13 protein-coding genes, 1 pseudogene and 1 riboswitch are annotated in these 16,496 nt (G+C 37.4%); of the genes and pseudogenes, 3 read left to right on the forward strand and 11 right to left on the reverse strand.

Features of this window, described 5'->3' with window-relative positions; translation table 11 throughout:
- Nucleotides 1–150 precede the first annotated feature (150 nt).
- The 7 genes from tkt to ACFQ18_RS13635 all read right to left on the reverse strand — a co-directional run bounded on the left by tkt (nucleotide 151) and on the right by ACFQ18_RS13635 (nucleotide 8,214).
- Nucleotides 151–2,172, reverse strand: a complete 2,022-nt coding sequence (tkt, locus tag ACFQ18_RS13605) for a transketolase (RefSeq protein WP_338113674.1) — start codon at nucleotides 2,170–2,172, stop codon at nucleotides 151–153.
- Between the two features lie 133 nt (nucleotides 2,173–2,305).
- The gene (glpX, locus tag ACFQ18_RS13610) at nucleotides 2,306–3,253 is read right to left on the reverse strand and encodes a class II fructose-bisphosphatase (protein WP_047185652.1); all 948 of its coding nucleotides are present in this window, start codon (nucleotides 3,251–3,253) and stop codon (nucleotides 2,306–2,308) included.
- Between the two features lie 26 nt (nucleotides 3,254–3,279).
- Nucleotides 3,280–3,771 carry a ribose 5-phosphate isomerase B gene (gene rpiB / locus ACFQ18_RS13615; RefSeq protein ID WP_047185651.1) on the reverse strand — a complete coding sequence of 164 codons (492 nt, stop codon included), beginning with the start codon at nucleotides 3,769–3,771 and terminating at the stop codon, nucleotides 3,280–3,282.
- Between the two features lie 199 nt (nucleotides 3,772–3,970).
- Nucleotides 3,971–4,624 carry a dihydroxyacetone kinase subunit DhaL gene (gene dhaL / locus ACFQ18_RS13620; RefSeq protein WP_060667666.1) on the reverse strand — a complete coding sequence of 218 codons (654 nt, stop codon included), beginning with the start codon at nucleotides 4,622–4,624 and terminating at the stop codon, nucleotides 3,971–3,973.
- 23 nt (nucleotides 4,625–4,647) lie between these two features.
- Nucleotides 4,648–5,652 (reverse strand): dihydroxyacetone kinase subunit DhaK, encoded by a 1,005-nt coding sequence (locus tag ACFQ18_RS13625; protein WP_047185649.1) that lies wholly within the window; start codon nucleotides 5,650–5,652, stop codon nucleotides 4,648–4,650.
- A 153-nt stretch (nucleotides 5,653–5,805) separates the two neighbouring features.
- Entirely contained in the window at nucleotides 5,806–7,074 is a 1,269-nt protein-coding gene (locus tag ACFQ18_RS13630; RefSeq protein WP_047185648.1) for an MFS transporter, read from the reverse strand.
- A gap of 36 nt (nucleotides 7,075–7,110) precedes the next feature.
- Nucleotides 7,111–8,214 carry an MDR/zinc-dependent alcohol dehydrogenase-like family protein gene (locus tag ACFQ18_RS13635; protein WP_204798520.1) on the reverse strand — a complete coding sequence of 368 codons (1,104 nt, stop codon included), beginning with the start codon at nucleotides 8,212–8,214 and terminating at the stop codon, nucleotides 7,111–7,113.
- A 282-nt stretch (nucleotides 8,215–8,496) separates the two neighbouring features.
- On the opposite strand from ACFQ18_RS13635, the gene ACFQ18_RS13640 reads away from it, so the two are divergent.
- Both ACFQ18_RS13640 and ACFQ18_RS13645 read left to right on the forward strand, forming a co-directional pair.
- Entirely contained in the window at nucleotides 8,497–9,270 is a 774-nt protein-coding gene (locus tag ACFQ18_RS13640; RefSeq protein WP_204798519.1) for a DeoR/GlpR family DNA-binding transcription regulator, read from the forward strand.
- A 98-nt stretch (nucleotides 9,271–9,368) separates the two neighbouring features.
- Nucleotides 9,369–10,136 carry an SDR family oxidoreductase gene (locus tag ACFQ18_RS13645; protein ID WP_204798518.1) on the forward strand — a complete coding sequence of 256 codons (768 nt, stop codon included), beginning with the start codon at nucleotides 9,369–9,371 and terminating at the stop codon, nucleotides 10,134–10,136.
- Between the two features lie 657 nt (nucleotides 10,137–10,793).
- On the opposite strand, the gene ACFQ18_RS13650 is transcribed toward ACFQ18_RS13645, so the two are convergent.
- The 4 genes from ACFQ18_RS13650 to ACFQ18_RS13665 form a co-directional block, all read right to left on the reverse strand.
- Nucleotides 10,794–12,512 (reverse strand): methyl-accepting chemotaxis protein, encoded by a 1,719-nt coding sequence (locus tag ACFQ18_RS13650; protein ID WP_204798517.1) that lies wholly within the window; start codon nucleotides 12,510–12,512, stop codon nucleotides 10,794–10,796.
- 21 nt (nucleotides 12,513–12,533) lie between these two features.
- Nucleotides 12,534–13,490, reverse strand: a complete 957-nt coding sequence (locus tag ACFQ18_RS13655; RefSeq protein ID WP_204798516.1) for a substrate-binding domain-containing protein — start codon at nucleotides 13,488–13,490, stop codon at nucleotides 12,534–12,536.
- A 338-nt stretch (nucleotides 13,491–13,828) separates the two neighbouring features.
- The gene (locus tag ACFQ18_RS13660; RefSeq protein WP_204798515.1) at nucleotides 13,829–15,085 is read right to left on the reverse strand and encodes a CynX/NimT family MFS transporter; all 1,257 of its coding nucleotides are present in this window, start codon (nucleotides 15,083–15,085) and stop codon (nucleotides 13,829–13,831) included.
- A 34-nt stretch (nucleotides 15,086–15,119) separates the two neighbouring features.
- Nucleotides 15,120–15,791: a FadR/GntR family transcriptional regulator gene (locus ACFQ18_RS13665; protein ID WP_204798514.1), complete on the reverse strand. Its 672-nt coding sequence runs from the start codon at nucleotides 15,789–15,791 to the stop codon at nucleotides 15,120–15,122.
- Nucleotides 15,792–15,939: 148 nt separating this feature from the next.
- Nucleotides 15,940–16,041, forward strand: a riboswitch (SAM riboswitch).
- A gap of 94 nt (nucleotides 16,042–16,135) precedes the next feature.
- Here ACFQ18_RS13665 and ACFQ18_RS13670 point away from each other — a divergent pair.
- Nucleotides 16,136–16,429 (forward strand): annotated as a pseudogene (locus ACFQ18_RS13670) (cyclase family protein); the annotation flags it as partial.
- Nucleotides 16,430–16,496 lie beyond the last annotated feature (67 nt).

Here is a 16,496-nt window from a genome sequence, read left to right on the forward strand (position 1 = left end):
ATAAATGACGATCCAACGCTGATATCCCTATGCCGGAAGGGTCGGTTCCCCCGTCACATTCTCCACCAATCTTTAGAACAAAAAAAATAGTGAAATACTTTGTGCATTTAAACAAAGTACTTCACTATTATCTATTACGGAACATTCAACCTACACTTCGTTTACTAGCTCTTCAACCAGTTTTACTACATTTTCTACAGTAAACCCATACTCCTCCATAACTTTATTTCCTTCACCTGAAGCCCCAAAGGTATCAATCCCAAGCACTTTTCCTTCATCCCCAGTATAGCGTTCCCAACCAAATGGAGATGCCATTTCAACTACTAAACGTTTCTTCACTTGAGGGGAAATGACTGAATCTTTATATGCTTGATCTTGTTCTTCAAAGCGATCCCAAGAAGGCATGCTAACCACACGTACATCGATATTTTGAGATTTCAACTCATTTTGAGCTTTGATAGCTAGTTGAACTTCTGATCCTGTTGCAAGAATTAATGCATCAGGAGTTTCTTTTTCTGAATCACTTATGATGTAGGCACCTTTTTTCACACCTTCATAAGCGCGTTCAGCTGTACCTTTTAACGTTGGGAGGTTTTGACGAGTTAATACCAATGCGGTTGGTTTATCCGTTGACTCTACAGCTAGTCGCCATGCAGCCTGTGTTTCATTTCCATCGGCTGGGCGGATGAGTGAAACTCCCGGCATGGAACGATAGGATGCTAAATGTTCAACAGGCTCATGTGTTGGACCGTCTTCCCCAACTGCGATTGAATCATGTGTCCAAACGTAGGTTACAGGTGCTTTCATGATGGCAGATAACCGAACCGCTGGGCGTAAATAATCGCTAAATACAAAGAATGTACCACCGAACACTTTTAACCCGCCATGTAAAGCCATTCCGTTTAATGCTGCAGCCATTGCAAATTCTCTCACACCAAACCAAATGTTTCTTCCGGCATAATTTTCTCGTGAAAAATCTCCGCCATCTTTAATCGTTGTTTTATTAGATCCTGCTAAATCAGCACTTCCTCCGAAAAGGTTTGGAACTGCTTTTGCAATCGCATTTAGTACTTCTCCTGATGAAGCGCGAGTTGCTAAGGTGTCCTTATCAGATTCATAGATGGGCAAATCCTTTTCCCAATTCTCCGGTAATTCACCATTGATTGCTGTTTCTAATTCTAGACCGAGTTCTGGATATGCTTCTTTATAATCAGAAAGGAGCTTGTTCCATTTTTCCTCCGCCTTGATACCTTTTTCTACGACTTTTTCTTGAAAATCAGCATATACTTCCTCTGGAACGAAGAATGGTTCATGTGACCAATGGTAATTTTCTTTGGTTAATTTAACTTCTTCTTCACCAAGTGGTGCACCGTGGGCATCTGAAGATCCTGATTTATTTGGTGACCCATATCCAATGACCGTCTTTACTTCAATTAATGTTGGTTGAGCTGTGTTTTGTTTCGCTTCCTTAATAGCAGCTTTTAATTTATTGACATCGTTACCGTCTTCTACACGAATAACTTGCCAGCCATAAGCTTTAAAACGCTCTTCCACATTTTCAGAGAAAGATTTATTTAAATCTCCGTCTAAAGAAATATCATTAGAGTCATATAGCGTAATTAGTTTTCCTAATCCTAAATGACCTGCTAAGGATGCGGTTTCATGAGAAATTCCTTCCATTAAATCCCCATCACCTACAAGGGCATAGGTATAATGATCAACAACTGAAAAACCTTCTTTATTATATTTAGCTGATAGATGTGCTTCTGCCATTGCCATACCAATAGCGGTAGAAATCCCCTGACCTAATGGGCCGGTTGTTGTTTCCACACCGTCTGTATGATGCACTTCTGGATGTCCAGGAGTTCTAGATCCCCATTGACGGAAGTTTTTTAAATCATCCATGGAAACATCATACCCAGATAAATGCAATAAACTATATAAAAGCATGGAACCATGACCTGCGGATAATACAAAACGATCACGATTAAACCATTTCGAGTTTTTTGGATTATGGCTCATAAAATCTGTCCATAATGTATAAGCCATTGGAGCCGCACCCATTGGTAATCCGGGATGTCCTGAATTCGCTTTTTCAATTGCATCAATAGAAAGGGTGCGAATCGTATTAATTGATAGTTGTTCTACAGCTTGATTAACTGTCGTTGTCACCGTTATCATCCTTCCTTATGATAGTGTTTCAGTTTTTTAGGAACCTTCTTAGCACCTGCTATTGCCGCCTTTTCTAAATGGCTAATAGTACGAATACCAGCTGTGATGATTTCGATTTCAAAATCGTAGTTTACTAGAAAGGCTGTTTGATTGGATAGGTACTCTTAACATATCGGACTTGTTTTTCCCTACCATTAACAAGAATAGAATGGGTAATAAAGTTACTATATTCTGTTTCAATTCCATCAATAATTAAGTTATCGGTAATTCCTGTTGCAACAAACATACAATCATCCGAACTTACTAAGTCATCAATGGTTAAAACGCCTTCTAAATTAGTAATCCCCATCGCTTTACATCTTCTTATTTCATCATTGTTTCTTGGTAAGAGTTTTGCTTGCATTTCCCCGCCAAGAGAACGAATAGCAGCTGCCCCTAATACGCCTTCTGGTGCACCGCCAATGCCTAGAAAAATGTCAACACCTGAACGTTCAATACAAGTTGCTGTTGCATAAATGACATCACCATCATTAAATAATCGAACCTTTGCACCAGTTTCTCGAATTCTATCAATATATTCTTTATGTCTAGGTCGATCCTGTATAAACACATTTAATTCCGTAATTTCTTTGCCATTTGCTTTTGCTACTGCTTTCATATTGTCTTCAATTGGTGCATCTAAATCAATTTTCCCTTTCGCCCTTGGACCTACAGCGATCTTTTTCATATACATATCCGGTGCATGTAGTAAAGTTCCCTTTGGTGCAGCAGCAATGACGGTAATTGCATTTCCTTGTCCATTTACTGTAGGCGTTGTTCCTTCAATTGGATCTACCGCAATATCTACCTCATGACTTCCACCCTTACCAAGCTTCTCTCCGATATAAAGCATTGGTGCTTCATCAATTTCACCTTCACCAATAACAATCGTACTATGCATCTTCATTTTATTTAAATTCTCTCGCATTGCATTTGTAGCAGCTCCATCAGCTGCAATCTTATCACCACTACCAACCCATGGAAGTGCTGCAACTGCTGCTGATTCGGTTACCTTTAGAAAGTCTAATAATAAGGATTGCATGCTCCCTCTCCCCTTCGTTAACACGTTTAGTTAACGCTACAATTACTTCCTGCTACTGCTTCTTTATAATTTTGGCTTACAAATTGTTCTTCTTTTTCAATAATTTTATCCACTTTACGTTTAGATCCTTCTGCCCACTCTACGTTTAAATATGCTTCTACCACTTTTTTCGCAGCTTCAGGTCCAATAATTTGAGATCCCATTGTGATAATTTGTGCATTATTACTTAATTGCGCTCTTTCCGCAGAGTATACATCATGTGCTAAAGCTGCACGGATTCCAGGGTATTTATTTGCTGCGATACATACACCAATCCCAGTCCCACAGAAAATAATTCCTCGTTCCGCTTTACCCTCACTAATAGCTTGAGCAATTTCAAAAGCTACGTCTGGATAATCTACAGCATCTTTGGAATGGCATCCATAATCAACTACTTCATGTTCTGTATCAGATAAAAATTCCTTTATTGTTTCTTTTAAATCAAATGCGTTGTGGTCACTACCGATTGCGAGTTTCACTTTTAAATCCCCCTAATATTTTTGTATAGTTTCATTTTATTTCACTATTTATTATATGTCAATGCTATATTTTCGTTTATTTTCATTTTACATCGATTTATTACTTTTGTTTATTGTCGATTCTGTAAAAGTCAAAAAAATAGAATCAGAAACATAACTCTGATTCTATTTACTTTCATTTGTTACCATTTCTTTTCTACTAACGAACCTCTACTTGACCTTTAACAAAGTTTAAGAACGTTGATAAGATTAAATATGCAGAAGTTGCACCAGGATCCTGGGCACCTATAGAACGTTCCCCTAAACGGCTTGAACGGCCTTTTTTGGATACAATATCTTTCGTTGATTCCATACCTTTTTTCGCTTCTTCTACTGCAGTAGTGAAAGCTGGAAGGAATTCATTGGATTCAGCAAATTGTTTTTCCAGACTAATAAAAAACGGTTCAAGTGTATCAATCATTGTTTTATCGCCAACTTCAGCTTGTCCACGCTCTTTAATTCCTTTTGCAAAGGCAATCCAGTATTCAGCTAAATCATTATCGTTCATTTCTGTTTTACCTTTAACAGCTTTAGCACCTCTCATAAATCCTGTAGCATAAAGTGGACCTACAGATGAGCCAACAGCGCTAAGGAATGTTTTACCTACTGTTAAGCTGATTTTTGCACAATCTTGTTCTTCTGCAAGTTCATTGTTTAATTTTTCATTTACTGCCTGCCAACCGATAGACATCGTAACACCATGATCTCCATCACCTAGTTTACGGTCAAGTTCACAAAGATAGTCTTTTTCCTTTTCAATCATTTCTACAATTTCTTTAAAATAATCTTTTAATTGTTTAGCTGTTAAATTCATCGTTGTTTCCCCCTATTGTATTCTTACTTTTGAACGAACATTGGGCAATCTACTGGGTGGTCGATTGCTCTTTCTAACTCTTCGTCTAATTTCATTAATGTAACGGAACATCCTCCCATTTCAAGAGAAGTAATATAATCACCAACGTATGAACGGTAGATTTCGATACCTTTTTCACGTAAAATTTGTTCTACTCTTCTATATACAATATATAGTTCCATTCTTGGTGTAGATCCAAGGCCATTCACTAGAACCGCTACTTTATCTCCTGAGTTAATTTCAATATCAGCTAAAATATCATGCACAAGACGATCTGCTACTTTATCAGCTGATTCTATAGGACCTTTTTCAATTCCGGGCTCACCATGGTGACCTAATCCAATTTCCATTTCATCATCACCGATTTCAAAGCTTGGCTCACCTGTTTGCGGTAATGAACATGGAGATAAACCAACACCCATAGAACGTGTATTTTCATTTGCCTTTTTTGCTACTCTTACAACGTCATCTAGGTTGTAACCAAAGTCTGCTGCTGCCCCCGCCGCTTTATAGATAAAGAATTCTCCGGCGATACCGCGACGTTTTTCTTTTTCTTCTTTTGGTGCAGATGCTACGTCATCTGACGCCAATGCTGTACCAACCTGAATATCTTCTTCTAGGTCAGCCATCTCTGCAGCCATACCAAAGTTCATTACGTCTCCAGCATAGTTACCATATAAATAAACAACTCCCGCACCTTTATCGATAGCTTTCGTTACTTCCAGAATTGGATCTGGAGATGGAGAAGCAAAGATGTTACCTACTGCTACACCGTCAGCCATTCCATCGCCAACATAACCCATAAATCCTGGCTCGTGACCTGAACCACCACCGATAAGAACGCCCACTTTTCCTTCACGAGTTTCTCTTGCTGTTACTAGTGCTCTATCATTTTCTGGAAGTTGTTTTATATGATTAGGATGTGCTTTTACATACCCTTCTACCATTTCTTCTACGACATATCTAGGATCGTTAATTAGTTTCTTCATGGATAAAATTCTCCTCGTTCCTTTAATTTGTTCACTTAACTAACTAAACATTTCGATTATAACATGTTATATTCCCTATAATGCTATAACACACGGGATGGCTTATTAAACATGAAGCGGGGTAATATACCTCACTTCATGCTTAAACACTTATTAAGCTGCACTGTTTTTCGCCTTTGCATTTTCTTCATGAGGTAGTTTTAAGAACCTTGTCAAAATAGCTGCGATAAAGTATAGACCAGCTAAGATCCAAATAGTACCTTCCGCATCAACTAAATCGTAGAATAAAGCAACTAATGCAGGTCCAACGAATACACATAATCCAGCTCCAAGGTTAAGAATAGCCATAGCTGCACCTTTGTCCCCATCTCCAACTAGTGAAGGAGTTAATGCTGATAAAGGAACGAATCCTGCGATACAAGCTCCCCATAGCATTCCTATGAATCCTACTAAAAAGACATTCCCTTCAAAGAATTGTGGTGTGTAGAATAACATTAAAGTAAAGACTCCACATCCAACAGCTCCGAACCAGGTAACGGTATTCTTCCATCCAAATTTATCTCCAACATAACCGAATATTAAGTTGAAAGCGATATTGGAGATGAAAATAATCCCCCATATATTCAACCAAACTGTTGTGCTAATCCCTTTATCTGCTAGATATATAGGTAAGAATAATGGGAAGGCATATTGGGAAGACTGGTTAATAATACGTACAATACCAGCAATGCCAACTTTAGGTTCCTTTTTAACAATTAAAATACCGTTGATTAATTCTTTAAATTTATTTGTTTTGTCCGCTTTTTCTTCTAGTTCAAATTTGTCCCGATTAACAAAAACAGCAAAGAAAGTTCCTACTAATACCCAAACAATGGCACTCCATAATGTTGGAATATGTCCAATCAAGCTAATGGACCAACTAGAGTAAAATGCTCCTAATACACTTAGTCCGCCAGTAAACACAAACCAAAACCAACCAACAGCTTTACCCAACTGATGCTGCGGTGTACGGTAAGTAATCCATACTAAGAATGCGTATGCAAATAACGGATACCCAAATCCCCTTAAAGCATAAGTTGGAATCATTAAGCCATAATGTAAATGAGGTAATGCAACTCCAACAAATAATGCATGTCCGATTACATAAAACGTTGTTCCAATTAACATTGTCTTTCTTGGTCCGATTGCTTCAACTAATACCCCAGACAACCAAGCAGCGATAGCTATTGTTACACCATAAGATGTAGTTAAAACAGCAGCTTGTTGCACTGTTAGCCCTTGTTCCACAAGATATGGACTGAGCCAGGCTAATTCTAGTCCATCCCCCATCATAAAAATCATAACCCCAAAGAATCCCCAAGCTAGATGTGATGGAATACCTATTCTATCTAAGAATGATTCATTGCCTGATAAATTTGACATCTTTCTCCCACCTTTCTAGTAATGTTTCCTAGTAATTTATGGTTTTAAAATAACCTTTAATGATTTGTCCCCTTTTTTCATTAAATCAAAGCCTTTTTCAAATTCTTCTAACGGTAATTGATGTGTTACTACACCTTCAGTAGGGAAATCTCCATTAGAAATACCTTCAATTACTAGTGGGTAGCAGTACGGCCCTAGGTGAGAACCTAATAAATCTAATTCTTTACGGTCACTAATAATACTCCAGTCTACAGTTACAGGTTCGCCGAATACACTAAACTCAACGAAAGTTCCTAGTTTTCTAATTGCATGTAAACCTTGTTCAACTGATGAAGGATGTCCAGAAGCTTCAATGTAAATATCACAACCATAGCCTTCAGTCATCTCTTTAATTTCTTTTACTGCGTCTACTTTAGCTGGATTCATTACAATGTCAGCACCGAATTTTTTAGCTAATTCTAGACGGTCTTCTTTCATATCTAGTACTACTAGTTTGCCAGCACCAGATTTCTTAATAGCACCAATCATACCTAGACCTAGCGTTCCGGCACCTGATAATACAACAAAATCACCTAATTGGATGTTCGCTCTTTGTACAGCGTGTAAACTACATGCATATGGTTCAATTAGAATAGCTTTTTCAATCGGCAGATCTTCAGGTACTTTATAGTTAATACCTTCTTTCGTAAACTTCATGTATTGAGCCATGCCACCGTTTACATTGTTTTGGAAACCATATAGATCATGTTTTTCACACATCCAGTATTGACCACGCTTACAGAAACGGCACTCTTCACAAGGAACAATTTGTTCTGAAATAACTCGATCACCAACTTCGAAATCTGTAACAGCGTCACCTTTTTGAACAATGCGTCCAATGAACTCATGACCAGGGATCATAGGAGCTTTAATATAAGCAGGTTGTGTTTCATCCCCCCAGAAACTTGGCGCTCCATCATATGCTTTAATGTCCCCAGCACAAATACCACAAGCTTCCACTTCAATAATAATTTCTTGATCATTCTCTAATTTAGGTGTTTCTACTTCTTCATATCTATAATCTCCAGGACTGTACGCAACAACAGCCTTCATTTTTTTTGGAATCTCTAAGTTTTGTTTCTTTTCTACTGTTTCTAACATAACGATTCTCCTTTTATAGTTAAGTAATGAAGTTATAAAAAATTTTAAACGCTTGGAATTGATGGAAGTCTGCAATCGTTTCCAATCGATACTTTTATTCTATCATTTATTTTTGTTTCGTCAATATTTTTTTTTATTACTTTCAATATCAATTAAATATTTGGTTTTTTTCGCAATTATTTTAGCAAAATGATAAAATAAGAAAAAATATATTTATATGGATTGATAATCTGTAATAAATGCAATAATATAAAAGTAGTAAAAAAGTAAGGGTGACGTTTCATGAAAATGTTTGCAGCAGAGAGAAGAGATAGAATTATTGATCTCTTACAAGAACGAAAAAGAATAACAGTAAAAGAACTGTCTTCGGAAATGGGGGTTTCCGAAGCTACGTTACGTGCCGATTTAAATAAGATGGAATTGGATGGCTTATTAACAAGAACACACGGCGGAGCTGTCCTTAACGATGAGAAGGATAACGAAACTAGCTTTAACGTCCGTCAGAAAAAAAATAAAGTGGAAAAGGCGAAAATTGCTGCAAAGGCATTTCAACTTATAGAAGAAAAACAATGTATTCTTCTGGATGCTAGTTCTACCGCTTTAGAGCTTGCACAATTAATTAAAGATACTCCAATCCGCTTAACAATTGTGACGACTGGATTGCAAACAGCTTTAGAATTAAAAGAAAATCCTGATATAACAGTCATTCTTGTCGGAGGGGTTGTTACCAATAAATCAACTTCTATTGAAGGTACACTAGGACTTGATATTTTAGATTCTGTAAATATCGATATCATGTTTACATCCGCTAATGGATTTACAGTAGAAAATGGCTTAGAGGATTTCAATTTATACGAAGTACAGTTAAAACGAGAAATTGTAAAAAGGGCTTCGAAAGTAGTAGCATTAATAGATTCTTCAAAAATCGGAAAATCTTCAAGTGCTGTTTTTGCTAAAGTAGAGCAAGTTGATAAATTAATTACAGATGAACCCATTCATGATGATATTCGAAGTCAACTTTTAGTAAAAAATGTTGAAATAATTATTGCTGATTAACATGAAAGGAGATGGTAGCTTAAAAGCAATCTACTATTCCTTTTTAATAACTAATATGAAAGCGCAGACAGAAAAAATAAGCGAAAGAAGGATGTAACATGGAATTCAAAGGCTTTGACAAAAACTTTAACATTACTGATAAAGTTGCGATTGTAACCGGGGGAGCAAGCGGTATTGGAAACGCAGTTGCTGAGTTATACCTTGAAAAAGGTGCGAAAGTTGCCATTTTAGACCTTAAAGAGGATGTTAATGATGTCGCTAAAAATATGAGTGCTGAAAATGCAATAGGCGTACATTGCGATGTAACTAATGATGAAAGTATGACTCAGGCAGTTCAAGCAGTAAAGGATCATTTTGGTAAAATTGATATTCTAGTAAACTGTGCAGGAATTGCTTTACTAGATGATGCAGAAAACATTTCAGATAACTACTGGCAAAAAACACTCGATATTAACTTAACTGGTACATTCAAAATGTCACAAAAAGTTGCCAATGTTATGATTGAACAAGGTCATGGTGGAAAAATTATTAATCTAGCTTCTCAAGCAGCAATCATCGCTTTAGATAATCACGTTGCTTACGGTGCAAGCAAAGCTGGTGTGGTAGGAATGACAAAAGTTCTTGCATTAGAATGGGCACCATTCAACATTAACGTAAATGCAATTTCACCAACTGTTATACTAACAGAATTAGGTAAAAAAGCATGGGCTGGAGAAAAAGGGGAAAAGGCGAAAAAGGAAATTCCTCTTGGTCGTTTTGGTTACCCAGAAGAAGTTGCCGCAATTGCACTATTCCTAGCATGTGATGCAACTAACTTAATTACAGGTGAAAACATCGTTATTGATGGTGGAAATACGATTAAATAATAAAGAGATGTATCAAACTATTGTAGGGCGAAGGGGGAGATGGGTCCCATTTCCTCTATCTATGAATGATCTAAGTGCATGTTGATATGCTCCCCTTAAGGTAGACAGATTAAAAAATAAAAAATCTGTTCTACCTTAAGGGGAGTTTCTTATGTCCTACAAACCCTTATTCTGGTGAATTTAAATATGACGTAACAATGGCTTATAGAAATGAAGATTATATGATTAAAGGAACTATTTTCAAAATATTAAATTGGTAAAACGACTCTTCATCTTCCTACGATTGCTACGCGAATGCTTATTTCCAAGCCATGATTACTGATATTCTGGGTGCGAATGCCGATATTTTGTGTGTGGTTGCTGATATTCAGTACACGATTGCTGATATCCTGCGCGTGAATACTGATATTCAGTATACGATTGCTGATATCCGAGGTGTAAGCACTGATATATGCAGCCGTTTCTCAAAAAACTAGCATGTTACATCAAGCAGGGATGTAGGGTAACTCAAATATACAAAGACTAATTTCCCGAGTTACTTTAGAAGAGCTTCAGAATGAACCATTCAAAATAGACTAAGTGCAGATTACACTTAGTCTAATAATTGCATACCGTATTTTAATAATTTTGCAAGGACATTGGACCTGCCCCCCCAACTCAAAACCGAAACGTCTGCACAAGATCTTGCAAATCAGTTGCCATTTCTCTCAGCATTTGGGAGGATGCGGAGATTTCCTCCATGGAAGCTGTTTGCTCTTCAGAGGCAGCTGCAACATTTTGGCTATTTGCGGAGGCTTGATCGGAAACCGTTGAAATCGTCTCTACTAATTCCACCATAGACTGTGAGCCATTATTGACCTTCTCAATAATGTTAGATACATGGACAGATTGTTCCGCCACATCCTCTACCATACTCGTAATCTCCTTAAAGGTATCACCTGTTTGATTTACCAGTTTAATTCCTTGATCTGTAGACTCTTTTCCTTCCTGCATCGAGTCTACTACTTTCCTAGTTTCATTTTGAATTTCCTCAATAATTTCACGTATATGGGCTGTTGCTTCGCCAGATTGATTAGCTAGTTTTCGTACTTCTTCCGCTACAACTGCAAATCCTTTTCCATGTTCCCCAGCTCGAGCCGATTCAATCGCAGCATTTAGGGCTAATAAATTCGTTTGTTCCGAAATTTTAGCAATAATTGTCGTTATTTCTCCGACTTCATTGGATTTTTCACTTAATACTTGAACAATTTCATAGGTTTGTGAGACCTTCTGCTGGATTTGTTCCATCTGACGGGTCGTATAGTTAACCACCTGCTGCCCATCCGCAGCCTTTTCACTTGTCTTAGAAGTAAGTCTCGCCACCATGCCCATTGATGATGAAGCTTGGTCCATACTGGCAGACATCTCTTTCACCACCGTTGTAGCATTTTGGGTACTGTCTGCTTGATTCTCCGCTCCAACGGCAATTTCTTGAATAGCGTCACTGATTTGCTCCGATGCTTGACTTGTTTGCTCTGTACTTGCCGTTAGCTCTTCGCTCGTTGCCGCAAGCTGCTCTGCATTTTGTTCTACTTTATATAAAACTTGATGTAAATTATCCCTCATCAAATTAAAGGAACTTGAAAGATCACCAATTTCATCATTATTTTTTATTTCTATTTTTTCACCCCTAATATTTCCATTTGCAATTTCACGAGCCATATTCGAGACTTGCACAATTGGCTTCACAATCAATCTTGATACCGCCATCCCTATCACTACTAACAACCCCAATGAAACAACGGCCGAAATGATTAATAGAATAAAAGTTTGCTGAACCTTTTCCTTATTATCATGAATGGCTACTTCAATTTCTTTATTAGTAGATTCGGCTAATATTTTCGACTCATCTACCATTTTAGTAGCCATTATACTCGGAATGTCCGCTAATGAGGAAATTAATTTTACTGGAGAATTACTATCTTGATACGGAATTGCTACAGTCGCAGCATCTAAAAACAACTTATTCATGATTTCAATTTTGCGTAAACTATCCTTCTCATCTTGAGTATTCACAAGTTCCCTTGAAGTATTAATCATCTCCTGTACATTCTGATTGGCTTCTTCCATTTCAGCCACTAAATCGGTATTCCCAGATAAAAAGAACGCACGTAAATGGTCAATTTGACTTTTCGCTTGGATTTGGATTTCATCAATGTGTTCTAAAATAGCCACATGCCGATTCATGATTTCTGAATTAGATTTTTCTACCGTCTTCAATTGGATAAAGTAAATAGCTGAAGCACTAAAGAATACGATACCTATTACTAAAAAACTCAAGACTATTTTTTTATTGATCGAAAAGAACCTACTCTTTTCTTGTTTATTTTTTCCCATCTGCCTACCCCCTCTCAGCCTTTATTTATACTTGTCTACATTATCTTTCACAATTAGTTCTGCCGGAATGTAAATCGGTTCTTTCACTAATGTTTCCCCTTTAGCCATACGTAAAGCTGCATTCATCCCCGTTTGTCCCTGCTCTTTTGCATCTTGCAAAACAGATACTGCTAATCTCTTTGACTCGATATACTGAAGGCTATCTGGTGTTCCATCAATACCAGCAAAAATGATTTCGTCACGAACCCCAGCTTCCTCAGCAGCTTCTATAGCTCCAATCGCCATTTCATCGTTGTTAGCAACGATGGCATCTATTTTGATACCGGATTCAATCCATGTATTCATAAGACTTTTCGCTTCATCTCGGTTCCAGTTTGCCGTACCTTCTAATACAACCTTCATCCCTTTATGTTCTTCGATGACCTGTTTATTTCCCTTAGTCCGGTTTACTTGGGATTCCTGCCCCATTGGACCATTCATAATGGCAATGTTCCCTTTTCCTTTTAACATTTGTGCGATTCTTTCCATCTGCATAACGCCGAAAGATACATCATCCGAACCAACGAATACACTTTCCGTTTCCAAACTAGAACGATTCATTAATACAATTGGAATTTCTGCTCTTTCCGCTTTTTCTAAAATTAATTCAGCTGCAATGACATCTACAGGGATAAGCATAATCGCATCTACTCCTTGCTCAATAAATTGTTCTGCCTGTTCAATTTGCTTATTGGAATCATTCCCGGCATCTATGTATTCCGCTTTCATTTCATTGGAATGTTCGTCTACAAATTCTTTTACCCCATCTAACAATAAATTTAAGAACGTGTCCTCATAATTGGCATGTGCAACCCCTATCACAAGCTTGTCATTTTGGTTTTCTACTCTTGTTGTCGATACATCTTCAGCCGAACTACAACCTGATATCAGAACTGTTAAAAGAAGAATAATAGAAAAAATGACTTTCTTCCACCCCATCACTTTCACTCCAATGTATGTATAATTTAGATATTTTGTACTAGTTCAATAGTAATATTAATGCAATTTTTGACAAATTACAAGAGCCTGGAAGGAACAGTTCCTTATGGCTATGTGATTTCAAAATAAAAAGGATTAGAAATTAATCTAACCCTTATCTTTAACTCTAACTAAATTAAATTGAAATGTTAAAATGATTTAAAACAATAACTAACCCAACTTCTTTCATGAAATCATACACTTTGTAATTAGATTACATGAACCGCTGGGACAGAATACTCGTGTAAGTTGAAAAAGCTAAATAGCCAGAGGGACATGGACTGTCCCTCTGGCTGTCTTTATCCTACATGCACCGACTTAGTATTCGATGATTGTGTATCCGCAATTACTTTATTTTCCCCAGATTGAATTCCAGTAATTAAAATAATAATCGAAGCAACAATAAGCATGAGTAGTGGAACTTGCCAGCCGCTCGTAATATCGTGAAGCATACCGAATAATGTAGGTCCGATTGCTGCTAAAAGGTAACCGAACGATTGTGCCATGCCGGACATTTCGGCTGCTTGTTTTCCATCACTCGTTCGTAGACTGAAAAACATCATGGACAAGCTAAAGGCACTTCCGCCAGCAATACCGATTAGAATAACTGAAATTACTAGGAGAAAATTACTATTTGCCAGTAGTAACCCAGTGATTCCAGCGGCAAATAAAATAGCTGTGATGACCGATATTGCCTTTTGATTAGTCATTTTTTCTGCAATAACAGGGATGATAAAGGTTATCGGAATAATAGCAAACTGCATCAAAAATAACATCCAACCAGCAGCACTAGAGCTATACCCATTAGCTTGTAATATTTGAGGTAACCAAGTAATCAGTGTATAGAAAATCAATGATTGCAATCCCATAAACAGTGTAATACTCCATGCCAAAGGCGATTTCCAGATGGAGTTCCCTTTTTTCGTTGGACTTTCAGCTGTTTGTAGTGATTCACGCTCTTTTTGTTTACCTAGTTGTGGAATCCACACCAACAGTGCAATGAAGGAAAAGATTCCCCAAAAGATGAGCGACCCTTTCCATCCGAACTTTCCAATCGATGAAATAGGGACGCTTAAACCAGAAGCCAAAGCACCAAATAGGTTCATGAAAACGGCGTATACCCCTGTCATTATCCCAATTTTTAAAGGAAAATTCATTTTAATAAATCCAGGTAATAACACGTTGCCAAAAGCGATAGCTATTCCAATAATCATCGTTCCGGCGAATAGGGAGACAGGGCCAAATAAAGACCGTACGATTATCCCAAAGAGTAAAAGAATTAAAGAAATAAAAATAGTCCATTCCATCCCAATCCGATTTGCTATTTTCGGAGCAAATGGGGAAAGAAGAGCAAATGCCAGTAAGGGTAAGGTTGTAATCATTCCGGCTACCCCATTACTGATGCCTAAATCATCGCGAATATAGGAGATTAATGATCCCACAGATGTTAATGGCGCCCGTAAATTTGCACCAATTAATATAATACCGATGAATAATAGCCAAGTTTTGTTTCGTTTTTGTGTATTTTCTAAGGATGTTGATATGTTTTTACTCAAAGCCTTACCTCCTTAACTTTCAAAAATAAAAACCCTACAATCGTTGTTTAAACGCATGAATATATTCATTCACATATTTTCTAGCCCCTGCGACATCCTGTTCTCGAATCGCTCGGACTAGTTCATGGTGAATTTCTTTGTCATAATCGAATGGTATGTCCATGATCATGATGTCACGAATAGACGAATGTAAAGGGTCTGTCATATACTCATATAAATCCTGTAATAATTGATTATTGCTTGCTTTTACAATAGCTTTATGAAATGTAATATCCGCTTTAACGAATTCTTCTATGTCGTTTTTTTTGGCTGCCGCCTGACAATGTGCCATACATGCCTCAATTTCTGCCACTGCTTCATCTGTTCGATGTTTGGCGGCCATCTCAGCTGCCTCTCTCTCTAGAGCTAGTCGCACTTCAAGTGTCTCAATTAAATTGGACTTTCCGATATGGCGATTGAAGGCTGCTTCCAAAGCGCTTGACGAACGAACAACAGTCCCGCTTCCTTGTTTTGTTTCCAATAAGCCCGCATGTACTAAAGCATGAATGGCCTCTCTTAATGTATTACGACTAACACCAAATTCCTCCATAAGTTCCATCTCCGGTGGTAACTTTTCACCTATGGGCCACTTTCCGCTTTCAATCAGATGCTCTATTTGGGAAACCACCTGATCCACTAAGGATACTCGATTTGTCTTTTTTAGCATTTTTTACACTCCAAATTTGTAGGATGATTGGGATATTGGATATGTTATCATAACTAACATTCATTGTAAATGGATCCAGAAAGAAAATCCTTGACATCCATTTTCAAATCGTATATAGTTGATTCAATCAATTTAATATTCTTAATATTTCTTATCCAGAGAGGTGGAGGGACTGGCCCTTGGAAGCCTCGGCAGCGGACTTGTAAAAGTACTGTGCCAATTCCAGAAGCAATAAGCTTAGAGATAAGAAGAGTGACTTCGTTTATTTGTAGTAAACTCTCTTCTTATCTTTAAGAAGAGGGTTTTTTGTTTCTTAAAATTATTTAATCAATCGAGGTGGTTTAATGTCTTTAACAAAAACAGAGAATGAACTTTTAAATGCCATTGAATTACTTAAAGGCAAACAATGGGTAGATTTGACACATACTTTTGGCCCTGATTCACCGCACTTTGCTGCATTTGATGACGCGGAAATTAAAACACTCTTTACACATAATGACGGATTTTTTGCACAACGGTTTATTTTTCCTGGACAATACGGAACGCATATTGATGCACCAATTCATTTCGTTCCAGGGGACAAACGTTACTTGGAAGACCTTGAGTTAAAAGAACTAGTCCTACCACTTCTATGTGTAAAATAGTTCTCGGGGATTTGAAACAAAATTCTAGAAAAAAAAGAAAAGGCGCTCTATCATAAATGTA

The sequence above is a fragment of the Oceanobacillus caeni genome, assembly GCF_042678465.1.
Lineage (GTDB): Bacteria > Bacillota > Bacilli > Bacillales > Amphibacillaceae > Oceanobacillus > Oceanobacillus caeni.

Bases quoted from the DNA above. Each gene is read 5' to 3' on its own strand.
- ACFQ18_RS13665 (WP_204798514.1), bottom strand. From the start codon at position 15,791: ATGCTAAAAAAGACAAATCGAGTATCCTTAGTGGATCAGGTGGTTTCC.
- ACFQ18_RS13625 (WP_047185649.1), bottom strand. From the start codon at position 5,652: ATGAAGAAACTAATTAACGATCCTAGATATGTCGTAGAAGAAATGGTA.
- glpX (WP_047185652.1), bottom strand. From the start codon at position 3,253: ATGCAATCCTTATTATTAGACTTTCTAAAGGTAACCGAATCAGCAGCA.
- ACFQ18_RS13640 (WP_204798519.1), top strand. From the start codon at position 8,497: ATGAAAATGTTTGCAGCAGAGAGAAGAGATAGAATTATTGATCTCTTA.
- ACFQ18_RS13645 (WP_204798518.1), top strand. From the start codon at position 9,369: ATGGAATTCAAAGGCTTTGACAAAAACTTTAACATTACTGATAAAGTT.
- ACFQ18_RS13650 (WP_204798517.1), bottom strand. From the start codon at position 12,512: ATGGGAAAAAATAAACAAGAAAAGAGTAGGTTCTTTTCGATCAATAAA.
- ACFQ18_RS13630 (WP_047185648.1), bottom strand. From the start codon at position 7,074: ATGTCAAATTTATCAGGCAATGAATCATTCTTAGATAGAATAGGTATT.
- dhaL (WP_060667666.1), bottom strand. From the start codon at position 4,624: ATGAATTTAACAGCTAAACAATTAAAAGATTATTTTAAAGAAATTGTA.
- ACFQ18_RS13635 (WP_204798520.1), bottom strand. From the start codon at position 8,214: ATGTTAGAAACAGTAGAAAAGAAACAAAACTTAGAGATTCCAAAAAAA.
- ACFQ18_RS13655 (WP_204798516.1), bottom strand. From the start codon at position 13,490: ATGGGGTGGAAGAAAGTCATTTTTTCTATTATTCTTCTTTTAACAGTT.